General features: G+C 44.5%; 16 protein-coding genes and 1 pseudogene. 6 read left to right on the top strand and 11 right to left on the bottom strand.

Annotated features, from left to right (window positions below; translation table 11 throughout):
- Positions 1-20 precede the first annotated feature (20 nt).
- From ACOJR9_RS08515 to yceD, 4 genes are read right to left on the bottom strand one after another with little or no spacing between them, the layout of a single operon-like run.
- Complete coding sequence (locus tag ACOJR9_RS08515; RefSeq protein WP_420935846.1) at positions 21-986, bottom strand: beta-ketoacyl-ACP synthase III; 966 nt, start codon at positions 984-986, stop codon at positions 21-23.
- A complete protein-coding gene (plsX, locus tag ACOJR9_RS08510; protein WP_420935845.1) occupies positions 983-2008 on the bottom strand; it encodes a phosphate acyltransferase PlsX in 1026 nt (341 codons plus the stop codon). The genes ACOJR9_RS08515 and plsX overlap by 4 nt, the downstream gene beginning before the upstream one ends.
- 15 nt (positions 2009-2023) lie before the next feature.
- Complete coding sequence (gene rpmF / locus ACOJR9_RS08505; RefSeq protein ID WP_032095795.1) at positions 2024-2194, bottom strand: 50S ribosomal protein L32; 171 nt, start codon at positions 2192-2194, stop codon at positions 2024-2026.
- 3 nt (positions 2195-2197) lie between these two features.
- Complete coding sequence (gene yceD, locus ACOJR9_RS08500) at positions 2198-2731, bottom strand: 23S rRNA accumulation protein YceD (RefSeq protein ID WP_420935844.1); 534 nt, start codon at positions 2729-2731, stop codon at positions 2198-2200.
- Between the two features lie 152 nt (positions 2732-2883).
- On the opposite strand from yceD, the gene ACOJR9_RS08495 reads away from it, so the two are divergent.
- Positions 2884-3498 carry a Maf family protein gene (locus ACOJR9_RS08495; RefSeq protein ID WP_420935843.1) on the top strand — a complete coding sequence of 205 codons (615 nt, stop codon included), beginning with the start codon at positions 2884-2886 and terminating at the stop codon, positions 3496-3498.
- A gap of 282 nt (positions 3499-3780) precedes the next feature.
- Here the strand turns inward: ACOJR9_RS08495 and ACOJR9_RS08490 are convergent, their stop codons facing one another.
- Together ACOJR9_RS08490 and rluC are read right to left on the bottom strand one after the other, a co-directional pair.
- Entirely contained in the window at positions 3781-4488 is a 708-nt protein-coding gene (locus ACOJR9_RS08490) for an HAD family hydrolase (protein ID WP_420935842.1), read from the bottom strand.
- 16 nt (positions 4489-4504) lie between these two features.
- Positions 4505-5455: a 23S rRNA pseudouridine(955/2504/2580) synthase RluC gene (gene rluC, locus ACOJR9_RS08485; protein WP_420935841.1), complete on the bottom strand. Its 951-nt coding sequence runs from the start codon at positions 5453-5455 to the stop codon at positions 4505-4507.
- Between the two features lie 783 nt (positions 5456-6238).
- Between rluC and rne the strand changes: the two genes are divergently transcribed.
- The 4 genes from rne (at position 6239) to ACOJR9_RS08465 (ending at position 13112) form a co-directional block, all read left to right on the top strand.
- Positions 6239-9526: a ribonuclease E gene (gene rne, locus ACOJR9_RS08480; protein WP_420935840.1), complete on the top strand. Its 3288-nt coding sequence runs from the start codon at positions 6239-6241 to the stop codon at positions 9524-9526.
- 145 nt (positions 9527-9671) lie between these two features.
- The gene (locus ACOJR9_RS08475; protein WP_420935839.1) at positions 9672-10742 is read left to right on the top strand and encodes an oxidoreductase family protein; all 1071 of its coding nucleotides are present in this window, start codon (positions 9672-9674) and stop codon (positions 10740-10742) included.
- Between the two features lie 90 nt (positions 10743-10832).
- Complete coding sequence (locus ACOJR9_RS08470) at positions 10833-12389, top strand: sensor histidine kinase (protein WP_420935838.1); 1557 nt, start codon at positions 10833-10835, stop codon at positions 12387-12389.
- 51 nt (positions 12390-12440) lie between these two features.
- A complete protein-coding gene (locus ACOJR9_RS08465; protein ID WP_420935837.1) occupies positions 12441-13112 on the top strand; it encodes a response regulator transcription factor in 672 nt (223 codons plus the stop codon).
- 315 nt (positions 13113-13427) lie between these two features.
- Here ACOJR9_RS08465 and ACOJR9_RS08460 read toward each other — a convergent pair whose 3' ends face one another.
- The 5 genes and pseudogenes from ACOJR9_RS08460 to topA all read right to left on the bottom strand — a co-directional run bounded on the left by ACOJR9_RS08460 (position 13428) and on the right by topA (position 17757).
- Positions 13428-13598 carry a hypothetical protein gene (locus ACOJR9_RS08460; protein WP_420936181.1) on the bottom strand — a complete coding sequence of 57 codons (171 nt, stop codon included), beginning with the start codon at positions 13596-13598 and terminating at the stop codon, positions 13428-13430.
- Positions 13549-13716 (bottom strand): annotated as a pseudogene (locus ACOJR9_RS08455) (aldehyde dehydrogenase family protein); the annotation flags it as partial. The pseudogene ACOJR9_RS08455 and the gene ACOJR9_RS08460, both read right to left, overlap by 50 nt.
- Before the next feature lie 180 nt (positions 13717-13896).
- Positions 13897-14346, bottom strand: coding sequence for a GNAT family N-acetyltransferase (locus ACOJR9_RS08450; RefSeq protein ID WP_420935836.1), 450 nt, complete (start codon positions 14344-14346; stop codon positions 13897-13899).
- A gap of 172 nt (positions 14347-14518) precedes the next feature.
- Positions 14519-15058 carry a DUF2058 domain-containing protein gene (locus ACOJR9_RS08445; protein WP_420935835.1) on the bottom strand — a complete coding sequence of 180 codons (540 nt, stop codon included), beginning with the start codon at positions 15056-15058 and terminating at the stop codon, positions 14519-14521.
- A 23-nt stretch (positions 15059-15081) separates the two neighbouring features.
- Positions 15082-17757 carry a type I DNA topoisomerase gene (gene topA / locus ACOJR9_RS08440; protein WP_420935834.1) on the bottom strand — a complete coding sequence of 892 codons (2676 nt, stop codon included), beginning with the start codon at positions 17755-17757 and terminating at the stop codon, positions 15082-15084.
- A 376-nt stretch (positions 17758-18133) separates the two neighbouring features.
- Here topA and astB point away from each other — a divergent pair, with 376 nt between their 5' ends.
- On the top strand, positions 18134-19474 hold the full coding sequence (gene astB, locus ACOJR9_RS08435; RefSeq protein ID WP_420935833.1) for an N-succinylarginine dihydrolase: 1341 nt from the start codon (positions 18134-18136) through the stop codon (positions 19472-19474).
- Positions 19475-19674 lie beyond the last annotated feature (200 nt).

Raw genomic sequence — 19674 nt, 5'->3', positions numbered from 1 at the left:
ATGGCGTGGTTTACGTTCGCTTAGTAGCGAACTAACGCAGACGCCCACGCAAAACCGCCACCAAATGCTTCTAATAGCAAATGTTGACCGCGCTGGATTCTACCGTCTCGTATCGCTGTGTCCAACGCTGTAGGAACCGTAGCGGCAGACGTATTACCGTATTGTTCTAACGTTAGCACCACTTGATCAAGAGACATATTCAGCTTTTTAGCTGTCGCTTTAATAATTCTGAAGTTGGCTTGATGCGGCACCAACCAATCTAAATCTGTCTTTTCCATGCCGTTGGCAGACAATGTCTGCTCAACCACCTGAGATAATTTATTCACTGCCACTTTGAATACTTCATTACCGCGCATAACGCCCCAGTTCTCGTGTACCGACTTTTCATCACCTCGAGTAGGGTTGCCAACATAAAGAAGGTCGCCATAAGAGCCTGCCGCATGGATATGCGTTGACAAAATACCAGGCTCATCGCTTGCTTCAATAATTGTGGCCCCTGCCGCATCGCCAAATAAAATGACCATGGTTCTGTCAGCGGGGTCAATAAGGCGACTCAAGCAGTCTGTGCCAATAACCAGAATACGTTTCGCCATACCTGACTTAATATACTGATCGGCCACACTTAATGCATAACAGTATCCTGCACACGCTGCTGCTACATCAAAGGCGGGAATGCCGTCTAAATCAAGCATGCGCTGAATTTCGCACGCTGTGCTAGGTAATGCATACCGACCACTTGTCGTAGCACACACTATCATATCAATGGTTTTAGGATCGATACCTGCCATTTCAATGGCTTTTTTACTAGCCTCAACTCCCATGGTCGCAGCAGTTTCATCTGCACCAATTATGCGACGCTCTTTGATACCAGTACGATCAGTAATCCACTCATCACTAGTATCAACCATGACTTCTAAATCTGCGTTTGTGCGCACATCACTGGGGTAATAGCTGCCTGTTCCTATAAAGCGAGAATATTTGCTCAAAGTTGCTCCAACAATACCGTTTCTATCTTTGTTTTTATCTTATCCGGCAAATGCATTTCTGCTTCTTTCATTGCTTGAACAATGGCGTAGTAAAAAGCATCTTTTTGTGCATTTCCGTGACTCTTGATAACAATGCCGCGCAATCCTATCAGACTCGCGCCATTATACTGGTCGGGGTTCACGCTATTGTAGATAGATTTCAGCAATGGAAAGGCAATTCTGGCTAATAAACGGGTATATAGATTCTTTTGAGACTGGCGTTTTACTTCATTAATCACTAGCTTAGCCAAACCTTCGCTCGACTTTAACGCAATGTTGCCAGTGAATCCATCGGTGACGACAACGTCGGCATAGTCGGTGAATATATCATCACCCTCAACATAACCAATGTAGTTAATACCAGGGGCATCTTTAAAAAGCTGATCCGCGGACTTTACCTGTGCGTTGCCCTTTATATCCTCTTCACCGACATTGAGCAACGCAACTCTTGGTGATGTGATACCAGAGACTTCTTGAGCAAGCACCGAGCCCATTACACCGTATTGAAAAAGAATCTCAGGTGTACAATTAACGTTTGCCCCCAAATCGAGTAGAAAAACCTTATGGTTACTCGTGGTGGGCAACATATTGATCAGTGCGGGCCTATCAATGCCTGATAAGGTTTTGAGTAAATAAAAAGAAAGTGTAAGTAAGGCGCCCGTATTTCCAGCGCTCACGCAAGCATTCGCTTGACCACTTTTAACGCGCTCAAGTGCTCTTCGCATAGAGGAGTCTTTCTTATTTCGGAGCGCCGATGTGGGTGCTTCTCCCATTTCTACAGTTTGGGAGCAATGAACAATATCAACGCGGTCGCGTTCGTCAGAGGTAAGAGCTGTGATGCCGCTTTCAATAACAGATTCGTCGCCGCAAAGCGTGAAGCGAATATCAGGGTGTAGTTGGATAGCCTTTACGGCTGCAGAAAGGATAACAGGGGGACCGTGATCGCCCCCCATGATATCTAACGCGATGGTTAGCTCAGACAAAATGTAGTCGCCGTATTACGCGCCGATTACTTTCTTGCCTTTGTAGTATCCATCAGCAGTCACGTGGTGACGAAGGTGAGTTTCACCCGACGTTGAATCGACGGACAAAGTAGCACCTGTCAACGCATCGTGTGAACGACGCATACCGCGCTTAGAACGCGTTTTACGATTTTTTTGTACTGCCATAACTTACTCCTGGTCTCGCTTAAGTTCTTTCAAAACCGCGAATGGGTTTTGTCGCTCTTGTTCCGGTTCAATCTTTCCGAATGACATCTCATCTCGCTTTATTGCACACTCCGACTCTGCATGAAGGGGTACAATTGGCAACGATAATAGTAATTCGTCTTCAAATATCTGAAGCAGACTAACTTCTCCGTGGTCGTCGACCTCTACCGGTTCGTAAGCCTCGGGAATGATGTCCTCACTTTCATGCTCTCCTCCCTGCACTGGAGTAAAGCAAAATTCCGAATGAACGGACAAGTCGAGTTCACCATTACACCTCTGACAGATAAGTGTAACATCAGTTGATAGGTGACCGTGAAAGACAGTAAGACCCTGCTCGTCTTTTCTAAACTGTACTTCTACGTCCACATACTCACTGCATCGGACAACTGCCCCGCTCAATCGTTCCATATCACTAGCCAAGATAACGCCCCGATAATCGGAACGTTTGGTCGCGGTTTTAATCGGTTCAACCGAATGAGGTAATTTCACTTTCTGCATAGGGCGCGCATGATATAGCGTCACCCCGCCTCTGTCAAAGCAAAATTGCGATTTAACTTAAGCTAAAACAGGGTAAACTGAACGGCATACCTTTATCTGGGCGTATTGACATAGAGCGCCAAAAATAAGAGCTCGAAACAGGAATAATCGCCATGACTACCATAATTTTAGCCTCTTCTTCACAGTATCGAAAAAAGTTACTAGCTGATATTCGTCTACATGTAGAAACCATGAGTCCAGATATTGATGAAACGCCTAAACCTGGCGAAAGCGCTCTTGCACTGAGTAAACGCTTGGCACAAGAAAAGGTGCGACAAGTTAGCGAACAGGTGAGCAATGATGAGGCCATCATTATTGGAAGCGACCAAGTCGCTTTTTTAGCGACAGATGACGAACCGGTATTACTTGGTAAACCTTTAAATGTCAGTACCGCTGTTGAACAGCTTAAACGTTGCCAAGGCAAAACTGTGTCTTTTTTTACCGCTATCTGTGTTTATCAAGCAAGTAGCGATACATTAATAACTGATGTGGAAGAAACACGGGTACACTTTCGTGAAAACACGACTTCTTTGTTACAAGACTATGTTGAAAAAGAACGACCGCTAGATTGTGCTGGCAGTTTTAAAAGCGAAGGCATGGGCGTACTTCTATTCAAACGTGTAGAAGGAAGAGACCCCAATAGTCTCATTGGGCTACCCATCATGCTGTTAAACGATATCTTGTCTTCCCACTTTAATACTAACTTGCTAAAGCTAGCTACTCGTTAATATCGTCTTGTTGTCGCTGGCTCTTCACCCAAACGCTGTTCAACTAAAAGCCGTTCTAACACGAGAGCTCACCTAATACGCTACTTAACCTGAATCCTGTTTAAAGAATGGTGCAAGTATTTGTTCTATTGAATATAAATTAAAATTTCAAACTCAGTACTGCTAGAAATGCGAAGTGCAAGGCGCAAAAGTCACGTAATAGTTGTTCTATTACTTACTTTTGCAACGCAGTAATTCGCGTTTCTAGTGGTGCTGAGCGCCGTTTCTTAAACAGGATTCAGGTTACTTACCCAGTAAATAGTCCTGCAACTCTGCAATGGAATGAACAATCACTTTTGGTTGCAACGCTTCTAAATGGACTTGGGCATGCACGCCATACGACACACCAATTCGGTCCATGCCGATAGATTTAGCCATTTGCATATCATAGGTGGTATCACCAATCATCACCGCGTCGCTGACAGGAATAGACAACTCGTCGATAAGTTGCAGTAGCATATCAGGTGATGGCTTAGACTCTGCCTCATCCGCTGTGCGTGAAGCAGAGAAAAATCTGCCCGTATCAGTTTGCCCCCACGCTCTATCCAACCCTCTACGGGCTTTACCTGTGGCAACGGCAAGGATACAACCAGATTTTTTAAGCGCATTAAACAGTGCTTCAGCGCCATCGAATAAAGGGCATGGTGTGGTGTCTTTGGCAACAAACGCTTCTTTATAAGCTAACACTAACTGTTCTGCGAGTACGTCATCGTCAATACCAAAGAGTTGCTTAATAGCTGGCTTAAGGCTGATGCCAATAATGTGCCCCACTTTATCACGACTTGGTATTGGCATACTGCATTGATTTGCTGCAATCTGCATGCAATTAACAATTTTGTCTGCAGAGTCCATCACCGTGCCATCCCAATCGAAAATAACGAGCTTGTAGCGAGGCGAAATGGAAGGTATTGGTGACGATTGTGTTTCAGGCGCTGTTGAAATGTCAGACATAAATCATTTCTACTCGTTATTTCGTATTTAAAGCTTTTAAGGAATCACTCAACGCGTTATCAAGCGGTGCGGTAAACGTCATTCTCTCTTCTGTGGCTGGGTGTATAAACGCGATACTTTGGGCATGAAGAAATAATCGGTCTAATCCTTTTTCTCTCATACTGGCATCGAAGTCACTATCGCCATACTTTGGATCACAGGCTATGGGGTGTCCGGCATGTAAACAGTGCACGCGTATTTGGTGCGTTCGACCAGTAATCGGTGAGGCTTCAACCAGCGTTGCTCCGGCAAATTCCTTTAGAATTCTATAACGGGTTTCAGAAGGCTTACCATCATCACTCACGCTCACCATTCTCTCACCCGATTGCAGGGTATTTTTCTTAAGAGGCGCTTTAACTTTAAATCGATTTACCGGCCACTCACCTGAAACTAACGCGTTATAACGCTTGTCCATTTTTCCTGTGCGCAACTGCTCATGCATATGACGCAGCGCTGAGCGTTTCTTCGCTATTAGCATACAGCCTGAAGTATCGCGGTCCAGCCGGTGCACGAGCTCCATAAACTTTGCATCAGGACGAAGTGCTCTTAATCCCTCAATAAGACCAAAATTTAAGCCGCTACCACCGTGAACAGCAATACCGGTAGGTTTATTCATAACAATCAGACGGTCGTCTTCAAACAGAATATGCGATTCAAGTGATGCTATTTTATCAAGTTTCGGCGATGGTGCCGGCGCACCCTCAGACACCCTAACAGGAGGAATACGTATTACGTCGTCTGCTTGCAATTTGTATTCAGGTTTTATTCTACCTTTATTAACCCGTACTTCGCCTTTACGTAAGATGCGATAAATCATACTCTTTGGCACCCCTTTCAATTGAGTGCGTAAAAAGTTATCGATACGTTGGCCTGCTAAATCGGCCTCTACCGTTATAAAACGGACTTTCTGGGGAGCTTGTTCTTTCATAGCTCACATTATACCGCAATGCTTCGCCACCAACATTATGAAATTTTCTATTTGCCAAAATTTCTTATTTTTGATTCTTTTTTGCCCCGAGCTCGTCGTTTTATGAAAATATCTATGTATTAGTTGCTTTTATTCACCGACTTACCTTGCTTAATTTTGCATATTGGTGCGATAATCGCAGGCGTTTTTTACACGAAACAAACGCGAATTACACCTTTGCGCCAACGCGCTTTTTTTGCGAACACAACGCGTAAAAACAACACAGACGATATTGAAGCAAAAACGACGACATATTGCGGTCGACGCTTCACGTCGCAAACGAAAAGCATAAGTTAGATGTCGGTAGTGTCAGTAAAGAAACAAGACATTTCATACCGAACTCGCTAAGAGGCAACGACAACACTGCCGTAGTAAAGCGAAACCGTGCTTGCGAACATAAAATAAGTTTGCCGTTTAGCCAACAGAATTAAATGACAAACAAGCGAGGTTCATTTTTTCGCTTGTTAAAATGAGAATAGAAATAAGGGTTTGTCGCTCCCGACATCCTCAAAGCAGCGTGGCCTTGGTAAGGTTAGTCGTTCAGGTATATTAGACAAACAAAAACAACGTTTGTAACCTGTATCGCTGACAGAAATGCATGTAGATAATGTATAGGCTACCCACTCGGGATAATGCGATGTTACAACAAATTCCCCGTCCAGCCGTGAGGTTGCGCGGTGAGGGTTTGCACATGTCACTTTAATTTTGTGTCTTAACGGCTGTACAAAAACAGAGTTAGATACAATGAAAAGAATGTTAATTAATGCAACTCAACAAGAAGAGTTGCGTGTTGCTCTTGTAGACGGGCAACGCTTGTACGACCTAGATATTGAAAGTCCTGGGCACGAGCAAAAGAAAGCAAATATTTACAAAGGCAAGATAACCCGAGTAGAGCCAAGCTTAGAAGCGGCTTTCGTCGATTATGGCGCTGACCGCCACGGTTTCCTCCCCCTCAAAGAAATAGCCCGCACTTACTTCCCCAAAGGTTACAAATTTGAAGGCCGTCCAAACATCAAAGATGTTATCAAGGAAGGTCAGGAAGTTATTATTCAAATTGACAAGGAAGAGCGTGGCCAAAAAGGCGCAGCACTGACTACTTTCTTATCGTTAGCAGGCAGTTATTTAGTTCTTATGCCAAATAATCCTCGTGCTGGGGGGATTTCCCGTCGTATCGAAGGCGATGAGCGTACAGAACTTAAAGAATCATTAGGCAAATTAGACCTCCCAGATGGCATGGGGCTGATTGTGCGCACCGCTGGCGTTGGCAAGTCTTATGAAGAGTTAGAGTGGGATCTAAAAGTACTGCTTAAACACTGGGACGCGATATCTGCAGTAGCCCAGGAACGTGAAGCCCCCTTCTTAATTCACCAAGAAAGTAACGTTATTGTTCGCGCTATTCGCGATTACCTACGTCGTGATATCGGTGAAATTCTCATCGACAAAACCAGTATTTACGAGCAAGCCCTTCAGCATATCGAACTGGTTCGTCCCGACTTTGCAAACCGCGTAAAACTGTATCGCGGTGAAGTACCGTTATTTAGCCACTACCAAATAGAAAGCCAGATAGAATCGGCATTCCAACGTGAAGTGCGCTTACCGTCGGGCGGTTCAATTGTTATTGACCCAACAGAAGCCTTAACTTCTATTGATATTAACTCAGCACGTTCAACAAAGGGCGGAGATATTGAAGAAACGGCGCTGAACACTAACCTTGAAGCAGCTGATGAAATTGCTCGCCAATTACGCCTGCGTGACCTCGGTGGATTAGTGGTTATCGATTTTATTGATATGACCCCGGTCAGACATCAACGCGATGTAGAAAATCGCATGAAAGACGCAGTAAGAAGCGATAGAGCGCGCGTACAGTTAGGCCGTATTTCTCGCTTTGGTCTTCTTGAAATGTCTCGTCAGCGTTTGCGTCCTTCCCTCGGTGAATCAGCGCATCACGTATGTCCACGTTGTTCAGGCCATGGCACAATTCGAGGTACTGAATCCCTTGCACTTTCCATCCTTCGCATACTTGAAGAAGAGAGTATTAAAGAAAATACTGGTCAGATTGAAGCACAGCTTCCAGTGTCAGTAGCGACTTACCTGTTGAATGAAAAGCGCAAGTCGATCCAACTACTTGAAAAACGCCATGGCGTTGATTTGCTGCTTATTCCAAATGCAAATTTAGAAACGCCTCATTATCAGGTAGAACGTCGTCGCCCAGATGATGCGCTACAAGATGCAAGCTACGAAGTAGAGCTAATGCCATCTGTACAAACAGAGAAAGTGACAACTACTGCTGCTCCGGTAAAACGTGAAGAGCCAGCTTTAAAAGGTCTTGTTGCTCCTACCAGTGCAGCGCCGGTAGCCCCACCTAAAGTGCAAGAAAAAGCGGCAGAAAATGACGATACTCCGTCACTATTTGCTCGCATTGGCAAGTGGATAAACGCCGTATTTAGCGATAGTAGTAAGACGGAAACTAAGTCAAAAGAAAACCAAGAGAAAGACGACAAGACGTCGTCCAATTACAAAGGAAAGAACCCGCGTAATACTCGTAATAATGACGACCGTCGTCGTAAGCCTCGTAAAAACACTCGCCGCAACGGCCCAGCTCCAACAAAAGATGGTGATCAGGAGCAACGCCCAACTCGCAGCGATCAAGACGATAAACGCAACAATCGCAGCCGTAAACCACGTAGAGCGCCACAGAATCGCGATGATCAACACAAGCCAAGTAACGAGCCTAAACAAGATATACCTGTAAACGACAGCGTTGAACAGGAAGACAATCAAGTTGAGAAAAAGCGCGAAATTGCTGAGCGCAGAAAACGTCGTGATAAACGTCGCAGCGTTCGTGTGAACAAAGATGAGCCAGCGAATGCTAACGCGCCAAGTGCACCAAAAGCTGAGCATATGCAAGCAGCGCCTAAAAAAGTAGAGAGCACCGAAAAACCATCAGACGAACAAGTTGTTACCTCTTCTCCTGTTACTGAAGATGCAGCTGGAAAGCCCTTGGAGAAGCATCACGCTAAACAGAAAACGGTTATCGGTTCTGCAACAGAAACATCTGATGCTGGCGATGAAATTCAAGAAGCAGCGGTAATCTCAGAGTCAATTAATGACGAAAATGATCAAAAGCGTGAAACCAGAGGACGTTCACGACGCTCTCCTCGTCATGTTCGCGCTGCAGGTCAACGTCGTAAGAAAGAAGCACAGCAAAGTGAAGAGGGCACTAACGATCTTAGTAACGAGATTCACGATAATGCTGCCCCAGTGAGTGTTGATGAAACGCAGGCTACACAGCCTGGTGTGCTTTCTGCAGAAGCTCAGTCTTCAGACATACCATCGGATGGCGTTAAACCGGCGGCTAGCGAAACTGCTGAGCAAACAACGTCAAACGTTGAAGAGTCTAAAGCACCTGCCACTGACACTTCGGTTCAATCTGAAGAGCTTGCGAAAAAGTCAGCAACAACGACAAGTGTTGAAGCGGTTCAAGACGAATTGCAATTCGAGACAACTCCGCAAGCAGATGAAGCCCCGAAAGCAAGTGACACTCAAGAAGCAGCGCCTGTAAAAGCGGCTCAACAAGTGAAAGCGGAAGCGGAAACCTCAGCACCCAAACAAGTTGAAATTAACTTAGCGGAGGAAGTCGAAACAGCTAGCGAGCAGGCACCAGCAGAGTCAGCAGAAGCCGCTGTGGTTGAGCAGCCTTCACCGACTGAGCAACCCTCAGCGACTGAGCAACCCTCAGCCGTTGAAAAGCCTTCATCGACTGTGAACGAAGCAAAACCTGTAACGCCTGCCGCAGCTAAAAAAGTTGGAAAACCAGCATTGTCATTAGGTGCAAGCGGAACAGGGAAACGCAGAGCGTCTCATCCCATGACGACACCGGCGTCTGTTGACGATGAATTTGTTGATGTGAAGCTTACGGCGAAATCAGATGACTCACGTCCTAGAGTGGCGGTTTGCGGTAAAACTGCAAAAATGTCTCAGGTATCAGCGCGAGCATCGGCCCCTGCTACGTTGCCAGGAAGCGTAGATTAAACTTTTATATGAGGTTCTCTCGCGCCCCTATAACAGACAAGACTGCGATAGTACCTCTGGTATAAAACTTCTGTAATAAAGAAAGCCGCTGCTAAAGCGGCTTTCTTATGTCTAAATACACGTGATAAAGATAAGGAGCTAACTAATGAGTCAACAAATTAACCCAAGCTTCATATCTTGGCTCGAAGAAAGCTGCCAGGCAGACGCAGTTGAGACGTCGTTAATTCAGACACTATGGAGCGGCTATGGCGCCTGCTTTCGCGCAACGCTTCAACCTACAGGAAATAGTCATCTTGTTGCGCCTTTATTTGCAGTGGTGAAATGCGCGGTGACACCTTCAACTCAAGAGCACCCTCGAGGCTGGAACGGTGATGCTGGCCATCGCAGAAAGTTGCGCTCATTTGCTATAGAAAATAGTTTTTACCAGTACGTTCAACCTTTCACTAACGAACGCTGTAAAACCCCTCGATGTATCGCTTCCGCTCGAGACGGTGACAGCACGTTATTAGTAATGGAAGACCTTGGAAAATTAGGTTTTACGCAAACAACTCTCCGACTTTCAGTGGCACAGGCTGAGACAGTGCTTACTTGGCTAGCACATTTTCATAGTGGCTTTGTGAACACCATGCCCTACTTTCACACCAAGAATATTTCGCTTTGGGATACCGGTACCTATTGGCATTTAGAAACCCGTGAAGATGAATTCCAAGCTATGCCTCCCAGTCCACTAAAAAATAACGCAGGAAAAATAGACAATACACTCAACAGTGCTAAATATCACACACTTGTCCATGGTGATGCCAAGGTAGCTAATTTTTGTTTTACACCTGATTATCGCTCTTGCGCCGCAGTGGATTTTCAATACGTTGGGTTTGGTGTAGGTGTAAAAGACGTGGCGTACTTTCTTGGGAGCGCGCTTAGTGTAGAGGACCAAATGACGTATTCTGAGCATTGCCTAGAGGTTTATTTTAATGCGCTAGCATTAGCCTTACACCAGCGCTACACAATGCGTTCACAAGCATACGAATCAGCACCGCCAACAGCAATAGAAAAATCGGATATACCTCTGCTCATCAACGAGTGGCGCTCACTTTATCCCATCGCCTGCGCTGACTTTCATCGCTTTTTAGCAGGATGGAGTCCACATCATTGGAAGATTGATAAAGCACTTCGCGATCAAACGTCTATCGCGTTATCTATGTTGGAAAAAAACTAATAGCCATCTTTGGGGTTACTCAGTTTATTAGTGACCAATTAACAATAACCTAACGTAATAGTTGTAAATACTGGAAGCAAGCTAGTTATCATGTACAAACGCAAACTTTACCTTTTTGGCCTTCTTTCTACCTTTCTGCTATTAATTGCGCTAGCTAGCGCAGCTGTAACTGCGCATCTCACGCGAACTAATTTAGAACAAAGTCAGCTAGCACAGTCATTACTGTCTGAGCATCAGCAGCTTTCCAGTACCTCTTATCGACTATTTAAACAACTTACTGACGAACTTATTTTTGGTAAAAGTGCTAACCAAGCAAACGTAAGAAATAAACAGGAAAGTATTGACCAAACTATAGCAAGGATAAAACAACTCGAACTCTCTCAGCGAGATGCACTTGGGCTGGACGCCACACAAGGGAGTGTTGAGGACACCGACGGACTGGAGGCTCTGATTGGTGATATTGTGGACGAGTTTCGCGCCATAGCGTCGCGCAATGATAATACACCTTTAAAAAAACAAGAGAGGTTGCATACGCTGCTTGAAAGCACCATTGACAATCAGTTTCGCGAGGCCATAAACGCGGCTTTAATTCGTCAAAGCCGTGTGGTGTCAGGTATTAATGCAAGTATAGAGACCCTTAATACCAGTATTGTTTGGTTCACTATTATTTTAGGTGCTATTACATGTCCGTTTATTTTACTAGGCTGTTACTGGCTATTTAATGCGTTATATCATCCTCTTACTGTCATTCGAACAGGTACCGATGCTATCGCCTCCGGTAATTATAACTATAGGTTACCAGAGACTCTCGATAACGAATTTACCGATCTAGTAAAAGCGTTTAATTCTATGATTGTGCGGCTAGGCACTCATGAAGACAAAGCAGCTGCGCACCGTAAACAGCTTGAATATGAAGTGGAAACACGGACGCGGGCTCTGCAGGAAGTGAATAACAAGTTGACGCAACTCGATACCAAGCGCCGACAATTTATGGCCGATGTGAGCCATGAACTGCGCACACCTCTCACTATTATCCGAGGAGAAGCGCAGGTAACTCTGCGTCAGCAGACTGCTACTGTAGAAATTTACCAAGAAACCCTCAACACCATTTTAGAGCAATCAGTAAAACTCAGTAAGCTGGTAGACGATCTACTTTTATTAGCACGGGCTGAAATGCATGAATTCACCTTAGATGTTTGCCAATGTATTCTCGAGTCTGAGCTTTCAGAACAAGTGACTAAGTGGCAAAAAGTGATAAAAACACGAGAAATTTTTTTTCACAGCCACCTTCAACAGAATCAATGCGTAGTTATAGATAAAGAGCGAATCATTCAGGCATTAACCATTTTGATTGAGAATGCTAACAAGTATTCTTCACCCGGTACACCGATTGTGGTCTCGGTAGACGACGATAATGACTGGATACGTATTAACATTGAAGATAACAGCGAAGGTATTTCTTCTTCGGACTTAGAGCACATTTTTGAACGCTTCGTTCGCCTTAAGCGACAGGGAGACGGAATGGGATTGGGCCTTTCAATTGCCAAAGCGATTGCTGAGGCTCATGGCGGAACACTAACCGCAAGTTCGGTGCTATCAAAAGGATCGATCTTCACTTTATCCTTGAAAAAGCCTGCATCACACTAGCGCTAGCACCAAAGACGAATAGCGAACAAACAAGAAAGAGAAACCGTTACAATGAAAATTTTAATTGCAGACGATGAGGCGCCTCTATTGCGATTTTTATCACGCGGCCTAAGTGCCGAGGGATATCACTGTGTAGAAGAGAGCACGTTACACAACTTAATTACGCGAATTAGGCAAGAATCACCAAGTATTGCTGTGCTAGATAGAATGTTTGGCGATGAGGACAGTGTTGAGCTTTTATCCACGATAAAGGCCATGCCAAATGCACCAATGGTATTGCTGCTTACCGCCGTGGATGACGTTAAGGAGCGCGTTAATGGCCTTACTTTAGGTGCTGATGACTATTTGTGTAAACCTTTCGACTTTGACGAATTATTAGCGCGTATCACTGCACTAAAACGCAGAGCGGGGTCGGCAACTGTGGATAACAGTGTAACAGTGGGCCCCTTGCAAATTGATAAAGATTCTAGAATTGTTACCTTGTGCGGAGATGAGCTATCACTTACTAAACTAGAGTATGACACCTTGTATTACTTTGTGGAAAATGCGGAGAAAGTGCTTTCGCGTGAACGAATTCTGAGTCGAGTTTGGAAAAGCCATAGCGATCCACTCACCAACGTTGTAGATGTGTACATCAGTCGCTTACGGCAAAAGCTAAGCGTAAACGACGCAATTTGTATAGAAACATTACGAGGAAATGGTTACCGACTAACGATAAGGTGAACGGAGTAATTAAAAAAACGCCCAACGTAGGGACAACGTTGGGCGTAGTTGAAGCGATAATGGCTGTGTCGTTTCATGCGGCTCATCATTGGTACACACATCAAATCCTTAATCCAAGATGTTCCGCAAATATTCCTGTTGCTATTTGAGCAACAGGGGAACAGCACCTGCTACCCCTCTTACAATAGAGAAAAATTATAACGAAACCTTTTACGCTTCATTAAAAGTAGATGAACAGAAGATTAAAAGCCCTTTGACCTTCTAACTCTGTCCTTCTACTTTCGCCACTTGTGCTTTCAACCGTCTACCGGTTAACTAAAAGCATCCGAGTGGATCTTCACCGTAACTGAGTAACAGATTTTTGGTTTGTTGATAGTGACGCAACGCTAGCGTGTGTGTCTCGGCCAATACCTGATTTTTTTTGTATCCTCCTGTATAAAAAGCGAGATGGACAAGTACAGACTTTCCCTTGATTGAAATACGCAAGTACTGCTCCTTCAATTGCCTCTGAAAAAAACGTATCATCATGATTCATGACATCACTGAAGAATATATTAGGCGACTTACCACCAAGCTTTACCGTATAGGGAATACCATGTTCTGCAGGCTGAAAGGTAAGATAAGTAACGCTAATGAATACATAGAAAGCCATGTAGCAGAAGTAATGAATATCAGTGTGTTGTGAAAAATAGCGTGCACTAGCCGAAAAAAGTTCTTAACAAAAGTGGCAGTTGAAAAGAGAAAAGGATGAAGAGGTTGAAACAATTGAGTAATTGAAACCAACTTACTCCCTTTTCATATCCACATGAGGGATATCATCTTCTAGATACATAGGTGATGTAGAAACAAAACCAAAGCTTTCATAGAAAGATAAAAGGTACTCTTGCGCACCTATTTCAATGGCTTCATTAGGCCAGAGCATCTCGCACTCTGCTATCGCTTTCCTGACTAACTCTTTACCCGCCCCTTTACCGCGAACATCTTTATGCGTTGCAATACGCCCAATACTGACTGAAGGAAAGCTAACGCCTTTAGACAGCAATCTCGCGCAGGCTACCAGCGTTCCGTCTGCAAAGCCCATAAGGTGCCTTGTATCAGGGTGTCTGTCTTTTTCGTCGAGTTCAGGATATGGACAAGTTTGCTCCACCACAAACACATCAACGCGAAGCTTCATTAAGTCGAAAAGTTGATGAGTACATAATTCATTGAACGTACATAAGCGCCAAGTGATCATAAAGCCCCTTTTGTCTGAGAGTGATTTTTAAAATGGTGGTTCTTATAAAAGGCAAAAGGAATTGTTTTTTCAGAAATAGCGTGTTGAGATTAGTTTGGCCAGACGGTATTGAGCGTGTTCTGTAAGAATAAAACACGCCCACACGAAGCTCACCTGTTATCCAACCAATCTTCTACCAAGTAAGGTCGTCAGGAATTTCGTAGTCTGCATACCAATCATCTTCTGCTTCATCTTTACCATCGTTACCGCTTTTATCTAAATCGGCCCGATAAACAATAAAACTTTCATCCCGCTGAGCTATTTTATCCGCTACTGGCGTAGGCACGAGTTCATAAGCATCATCAAGTAACACGACGGTTAAACGTCCTTTGGTCACCTGACGGTGGATGTCTGCACTCACGTACATACGCTTCACAACATTATCGTGAGTAAAGTTGAGGACAGTATCGCCTTTGCGCGCTTGCTTATTAGTTTCAATAAGCTGTTTAACCTGAGCAACAATAGAGCGTTTCTCTCGTTCGTTTTGCTGAAGCTGGTTCAGCTCTCGCGAGCGTTCCTTCTTCTCTTCTGCTGCCTTCTGAGCAGCCAGAGTGGCTTCATCCACTACTGGCTTTTTTTGCTTTTGCTTTTTGCGCTTTTCAGCACGGGCTTTTTTAGCCGTACCTTTGTCCGCTAATCCTGCTTTTAAAAGTTGATCTTGTAAAGAGGCCATAATTTGTTCAATTACCTGTTAAGTTACTTCTTTTTGGCTTTAGGTTTTGCCGAGGGCTTCTTTGCATCTGGCTTTTTCGGTACCTGCTCTTGCCACTTGCCGTTCTCATACCACGCCGACCACCCAGTAGCCTTGCCCTCTGTATTCTCACTCATTACGTACTGCTGCTTAGTCTTCCGGCTGTAACGAACAATAGTTTCATTTCCGTCTGTATCTTTAGCTGGCGCATCGGCAAGATAATAGAATTTAGGCGAGATGCGGTCTCTAAAGCGAGCAAGTTCATGAACTTTAGGCGCACGCGTCTCTCTTGATTTAGGGAAATTGTGGGCCGCTAGGAAAATACCTGAGGCACCATCACGCAGCATAAAGTGAGCGTCGGTTTTCTCGCATGGAAGTTCTGGTAAATCTACTGGATCTTCTTTAGGCGGAGCTGCTTCACCATTTCGAAGTAACTTACGAGTGTTTTTACACTCTTCATTCGTACAACCGAAATACTTACCAAATCGGCCGTTTTTCAACTCCATATCACTACTACATTTGTCGCACTCAATGATAGGACCGTCGTAGCCTTTTATTTTAAAGGTACCGTTTTCAACAACGGTTCCGTCACAGGTAGGCGTATTGCCACACACGTGGAGTTTTCTCGTCTCATCCACAAGATAGCTGTCCATTGCTGTACCGCATTTAGCGCAACGCTTTTTAGAGCGCAGTGCTTCGGTTTCTAACTCTTCCTCGTCATCAACCTTAACCACCTCATCACCCGATGTTAGGTTCATGGTATTGGTACAGCGTTCTTTAGGTGGAAGGTTGTAGCCAGAACAGCCTAAAAATACGCCTGTTGAGGCAGTTCTCACATTCATTTCACGGCCACATTTATCGCAGTCAATGCCAGCAGGTATAGCCTGGTTTAGACGCATGCCACCATCTTCAGGATCTTTTTCAGCGTTTAATAATTTACCGTAAAAATCGCTGTAAAAGTCGTTAAGCACGTCTTTCCAATCTTTATTACCTTCGGCAATATCGTCTAAGTGCTGCTCCATGTTCGCGGTAAAATCGAAGCTCATTAAATCGTCGAAGTTTTCCATCAAACGATCGTTTACAATCTCGCCCATTTTTTCAGCGTAAAAGCGTTTGTTGTCCAGTCTTACATAACCGCGATCTTGAATAGTCGAAATAATACTAGCGTAAGTGGAAGGACGGCCAATTCCACGCTTTTCAAGCTCTTTAACCAACGAAGCCTCGTTAAAGCGAGCAACCGGTTTGGTGAAATGTTGCTTTGGATCTAATTCGTTTAACGTCAGCGAATCGCCTTTTTGCACATCAGGAAGCAATAGTTCATCGTCACCTTTTTTGCGTAACTGAGGCTGAACACGGGTCCAACCGTCAAATTTCAGCACTCGCCCTTTTGCGGTGAGTTCATAATCAGCCGCAACCACTTTTATCGTTGTTGCATCGTATTTCGCGGGCGTCATCTGACACGCTAAGAATTGACGCCAAATTAGCTCATAAAGACGCTGAGCATCGCGTTCCATATCGCCTAAGCTTGCAGCACTAATGGTCACGTTTGAAGGACGAATAGCTTCGTGAGCTTCTTGTGCTCCCTCTTTACTGCCGTAGCGTATGGCAGAATCGGGCAAGTATTTATCACCGAAGTTATCAGTGATGTAAGCTCTTGCACTTTCAACCGCCTCCTGGCTTAAGTTGGTTGAATCGGTCCGCATGTACGTGATGTATCCCGCTTCATAAAGGCGCTGAGCCATCATCATGGTTTTCTTAACACCAAAGCCTAAACGAGTGCTCGCCGCTTGCTGAAGCGTTGATGTAATAAAGGGGGCAGATGGACGGCTTTGCGTAGGCTTCGACTCGCGACTTTCAACGGTGTAATCGGCACCTTTTAAGTCGGCTAGTGCCTTATCTGCATCGTCTTTATTTTTTGGCTTAAAAGCGCTGCCCTTATACTTGGCCACGAGCATTTTTAAAGCGGCTTTTTCTTTGCTGGTCAGGTCTGCGTGAATATCCCAAAACTCTTCTGGAACAAACGCTTTAATCTCGCGCTCACGCTCTACCACCAAACGCACTGCAACAGACTGAACGCGACCTGCAGACAATCCTCGAGCTACTTTTTTCCAAAGCAGAGGCGACACCATGAATCCAACGACCCTATCGAGGAAACGTCGAGCTTGCTGCGCATTAACGCGAGAAATATTAAGCTCGCCGGGCGCAGAGAACGCATCTTGAATGGCATTCTTTGTGATCTCGTTAAACACCACTCGCTGATAGGTTTTACCTTTACTACCGAGTAATTCCTGTAGATGCCAAGCGATGGCCTCCCCTTCTCGGTCCAAATCCGTTGCAAGGTAAATGGTGTCGGCATCTTTAGCCAGTTTCTTTAATTCATTGACAACTTTTTCTTTGCCTTGCAGTACTTGATAATGAGCTTCCCAGTTTTTTTCAGGGTCAACGCCCATTCTGTCTACAAGTTTTAAATATTCGTGGCGGCGAAGATATTCCTCACGTGCTTCGTCGCTGTATGTTTTGAGTTCTTTTGCCGGTTTTTTAGGCTCTACATTACCTAAAGCCTTCGTTGGAAGATCCCGAACATGGCCAACCGAACTTTTTACAATAAAATCTTTACCGAGATATTTATTTATCGTTTTCGCTTTGGCTGGTGACTCGACTATGACCAGTGATTTTGCCATATAATTGAACTAAACCTATTGATTTTAAATGACTTCTTACGTCAAATACCGAAAATTGATGCAACCTTGCACTATATATAGGGTGCGCGCTCTTTTTTAACATATATCGACAAAGTGAATGGAAAACAAGATCTTCTTCATACTTATTCTTTCTCTTGCTTCAATCTCACACAAAAACTGTACAAGAAGTAAGCAGGGCAATTGGCAAAGCCTTTAAAAGCCGTATAATGCCTGCCATTCCACTAACACCAGTGCGTCTTTTCAAAGATTAAACGAGCATGGGTGACAAAAAAGCGCGATTGTTGAACGCCTTGCTTATTGCCTAGAACTATACAGGGTAGCGTTCAAATGCCCAAACACCAAATAGAGGGAAAGTATGAAGCAATTTGAAGTGAATTTTGATGGTCTTGTTGGCCCAACACACAACTATGCCGGTTTGTCTTTCGGTAATGTTGCTTCTCTCAACAACGCCAATGCAGTGAGTAGTCCTAGGCAAGCGGCTAAACAAGGATTGGCCAAAGCGAAAGCGCTGTCGGACATGGGAATGATGCAAGGGGTGTTGGCGCCGCAAGAGCGACCTGACATTAACGCACTTCGTCGATTAGGTTTTACCGGCACAGATGCACGGGTATTAGAAAGCGCTGCAAAGCAATCTCGCGAGGTATTTTTGGCATGTTGCTCTGCTAGTAGCATGTGGACTGCAAATGCCGCCACTGTGTCTCCTAGTGCCGATACGGCAGATGGGCGAGTGCATTTTACCCCAGCAAACTTAACAAACAAGTTTCATAGGTCATTAGAGCCCCAAGTAACAGGTAATATTTTGCGCGGTACGTTCGCAAACGACACCTACTTTGCCCATCACCAACATCTCCCTGACAATGAGCATTTTGGCGACGAAGGTGCAGCAAACCATACCCGTTTGTGCAGCAATTACAACGAAGCAGGTGTTGAGTTATTTGTTTACGGTAGACATGCCTTTGATTCCTCAAAGCCCGCACCAACAAAATACCCAGCAAGACAAACACTAGAGGCCTGCCAAGCGGTGGCTCGTTTGCATGGTTTGCGAGATGAAGGCGTTGTGTATATGCAGCAAAACCCTGACGTTATTGATCAAGGGGTATTTCACAACGACGTAATCGCAGTAGGAAACCAAAACGTGCTCTTCTTTCATGAGCAAGCGTTTTATGAAAAAGAAAAGGGATTTGCTGAGCTACAGCGTAAATTTGGTGACAAACCATTGCACTTCATTGAAGTACCCACTGCACAAGTGTCAGTGCAAGACGCAGTGAAAACCTATTTGTTTAATACGCAAATCATCACTCTGCCAAATGGTGAAATGACGATTATTGCACCTACCGACTGTGCTGAGAACGATTCAGTTAAGGCGTATTTAGATAACCTTATTACTCTCGGTACACCAATAAAATCCGTAAACTATTTCGATGTTAAACAAAGCATGCGAAATGGTGGCGGCCCAGCATGTTTGCGCTTGCGCGTAGCAATGAATGAAGAAGAGTTAAACGGTGTCAACCAGTCTACTCTGATAAACGACACACAATTTGCACGCTTAAATGCATGGGTAGATAAACATTATCGCGATGAATTAAGTGAAAATGATTTGAGAGATCCGCAGCTACTCATTGAGTCTCGCACTGCCCTTGACGAGCTTACACAGCTGCTTCAAATAGGCTCGGTTTATCCGTTTCAGCAGGGGTAATAAGCAGACCAAGCCCTATCTATTGCGACTGGAACAATAAAAAAGCGAAAATTACTGGGTGCTCCTGAAGCTTGACACATCATGTTCAAACATGAGGGAGCGCTTTCTTCAATCACTGATGCTTTAAACACAAAACAACGTCACTGTAAAAGCTAATACTTCTCAAAACTATAAATAACAAAGGGCGTCACTTAAGTCAT

This window comes from Alteromonas ulvae, from assembly GCF_048987005.1.
Lineage (GTDB): Bacteria > Pseudomonadota > Gammaproteobacteria > Enterobacterales > Alteromonadaceae > Alteromonas.
The sequence above is the reverse complement of the archived record's forward strand: the minus strand, read 5'-3'. Positions and strand labels throughout refer to the sequence as shown.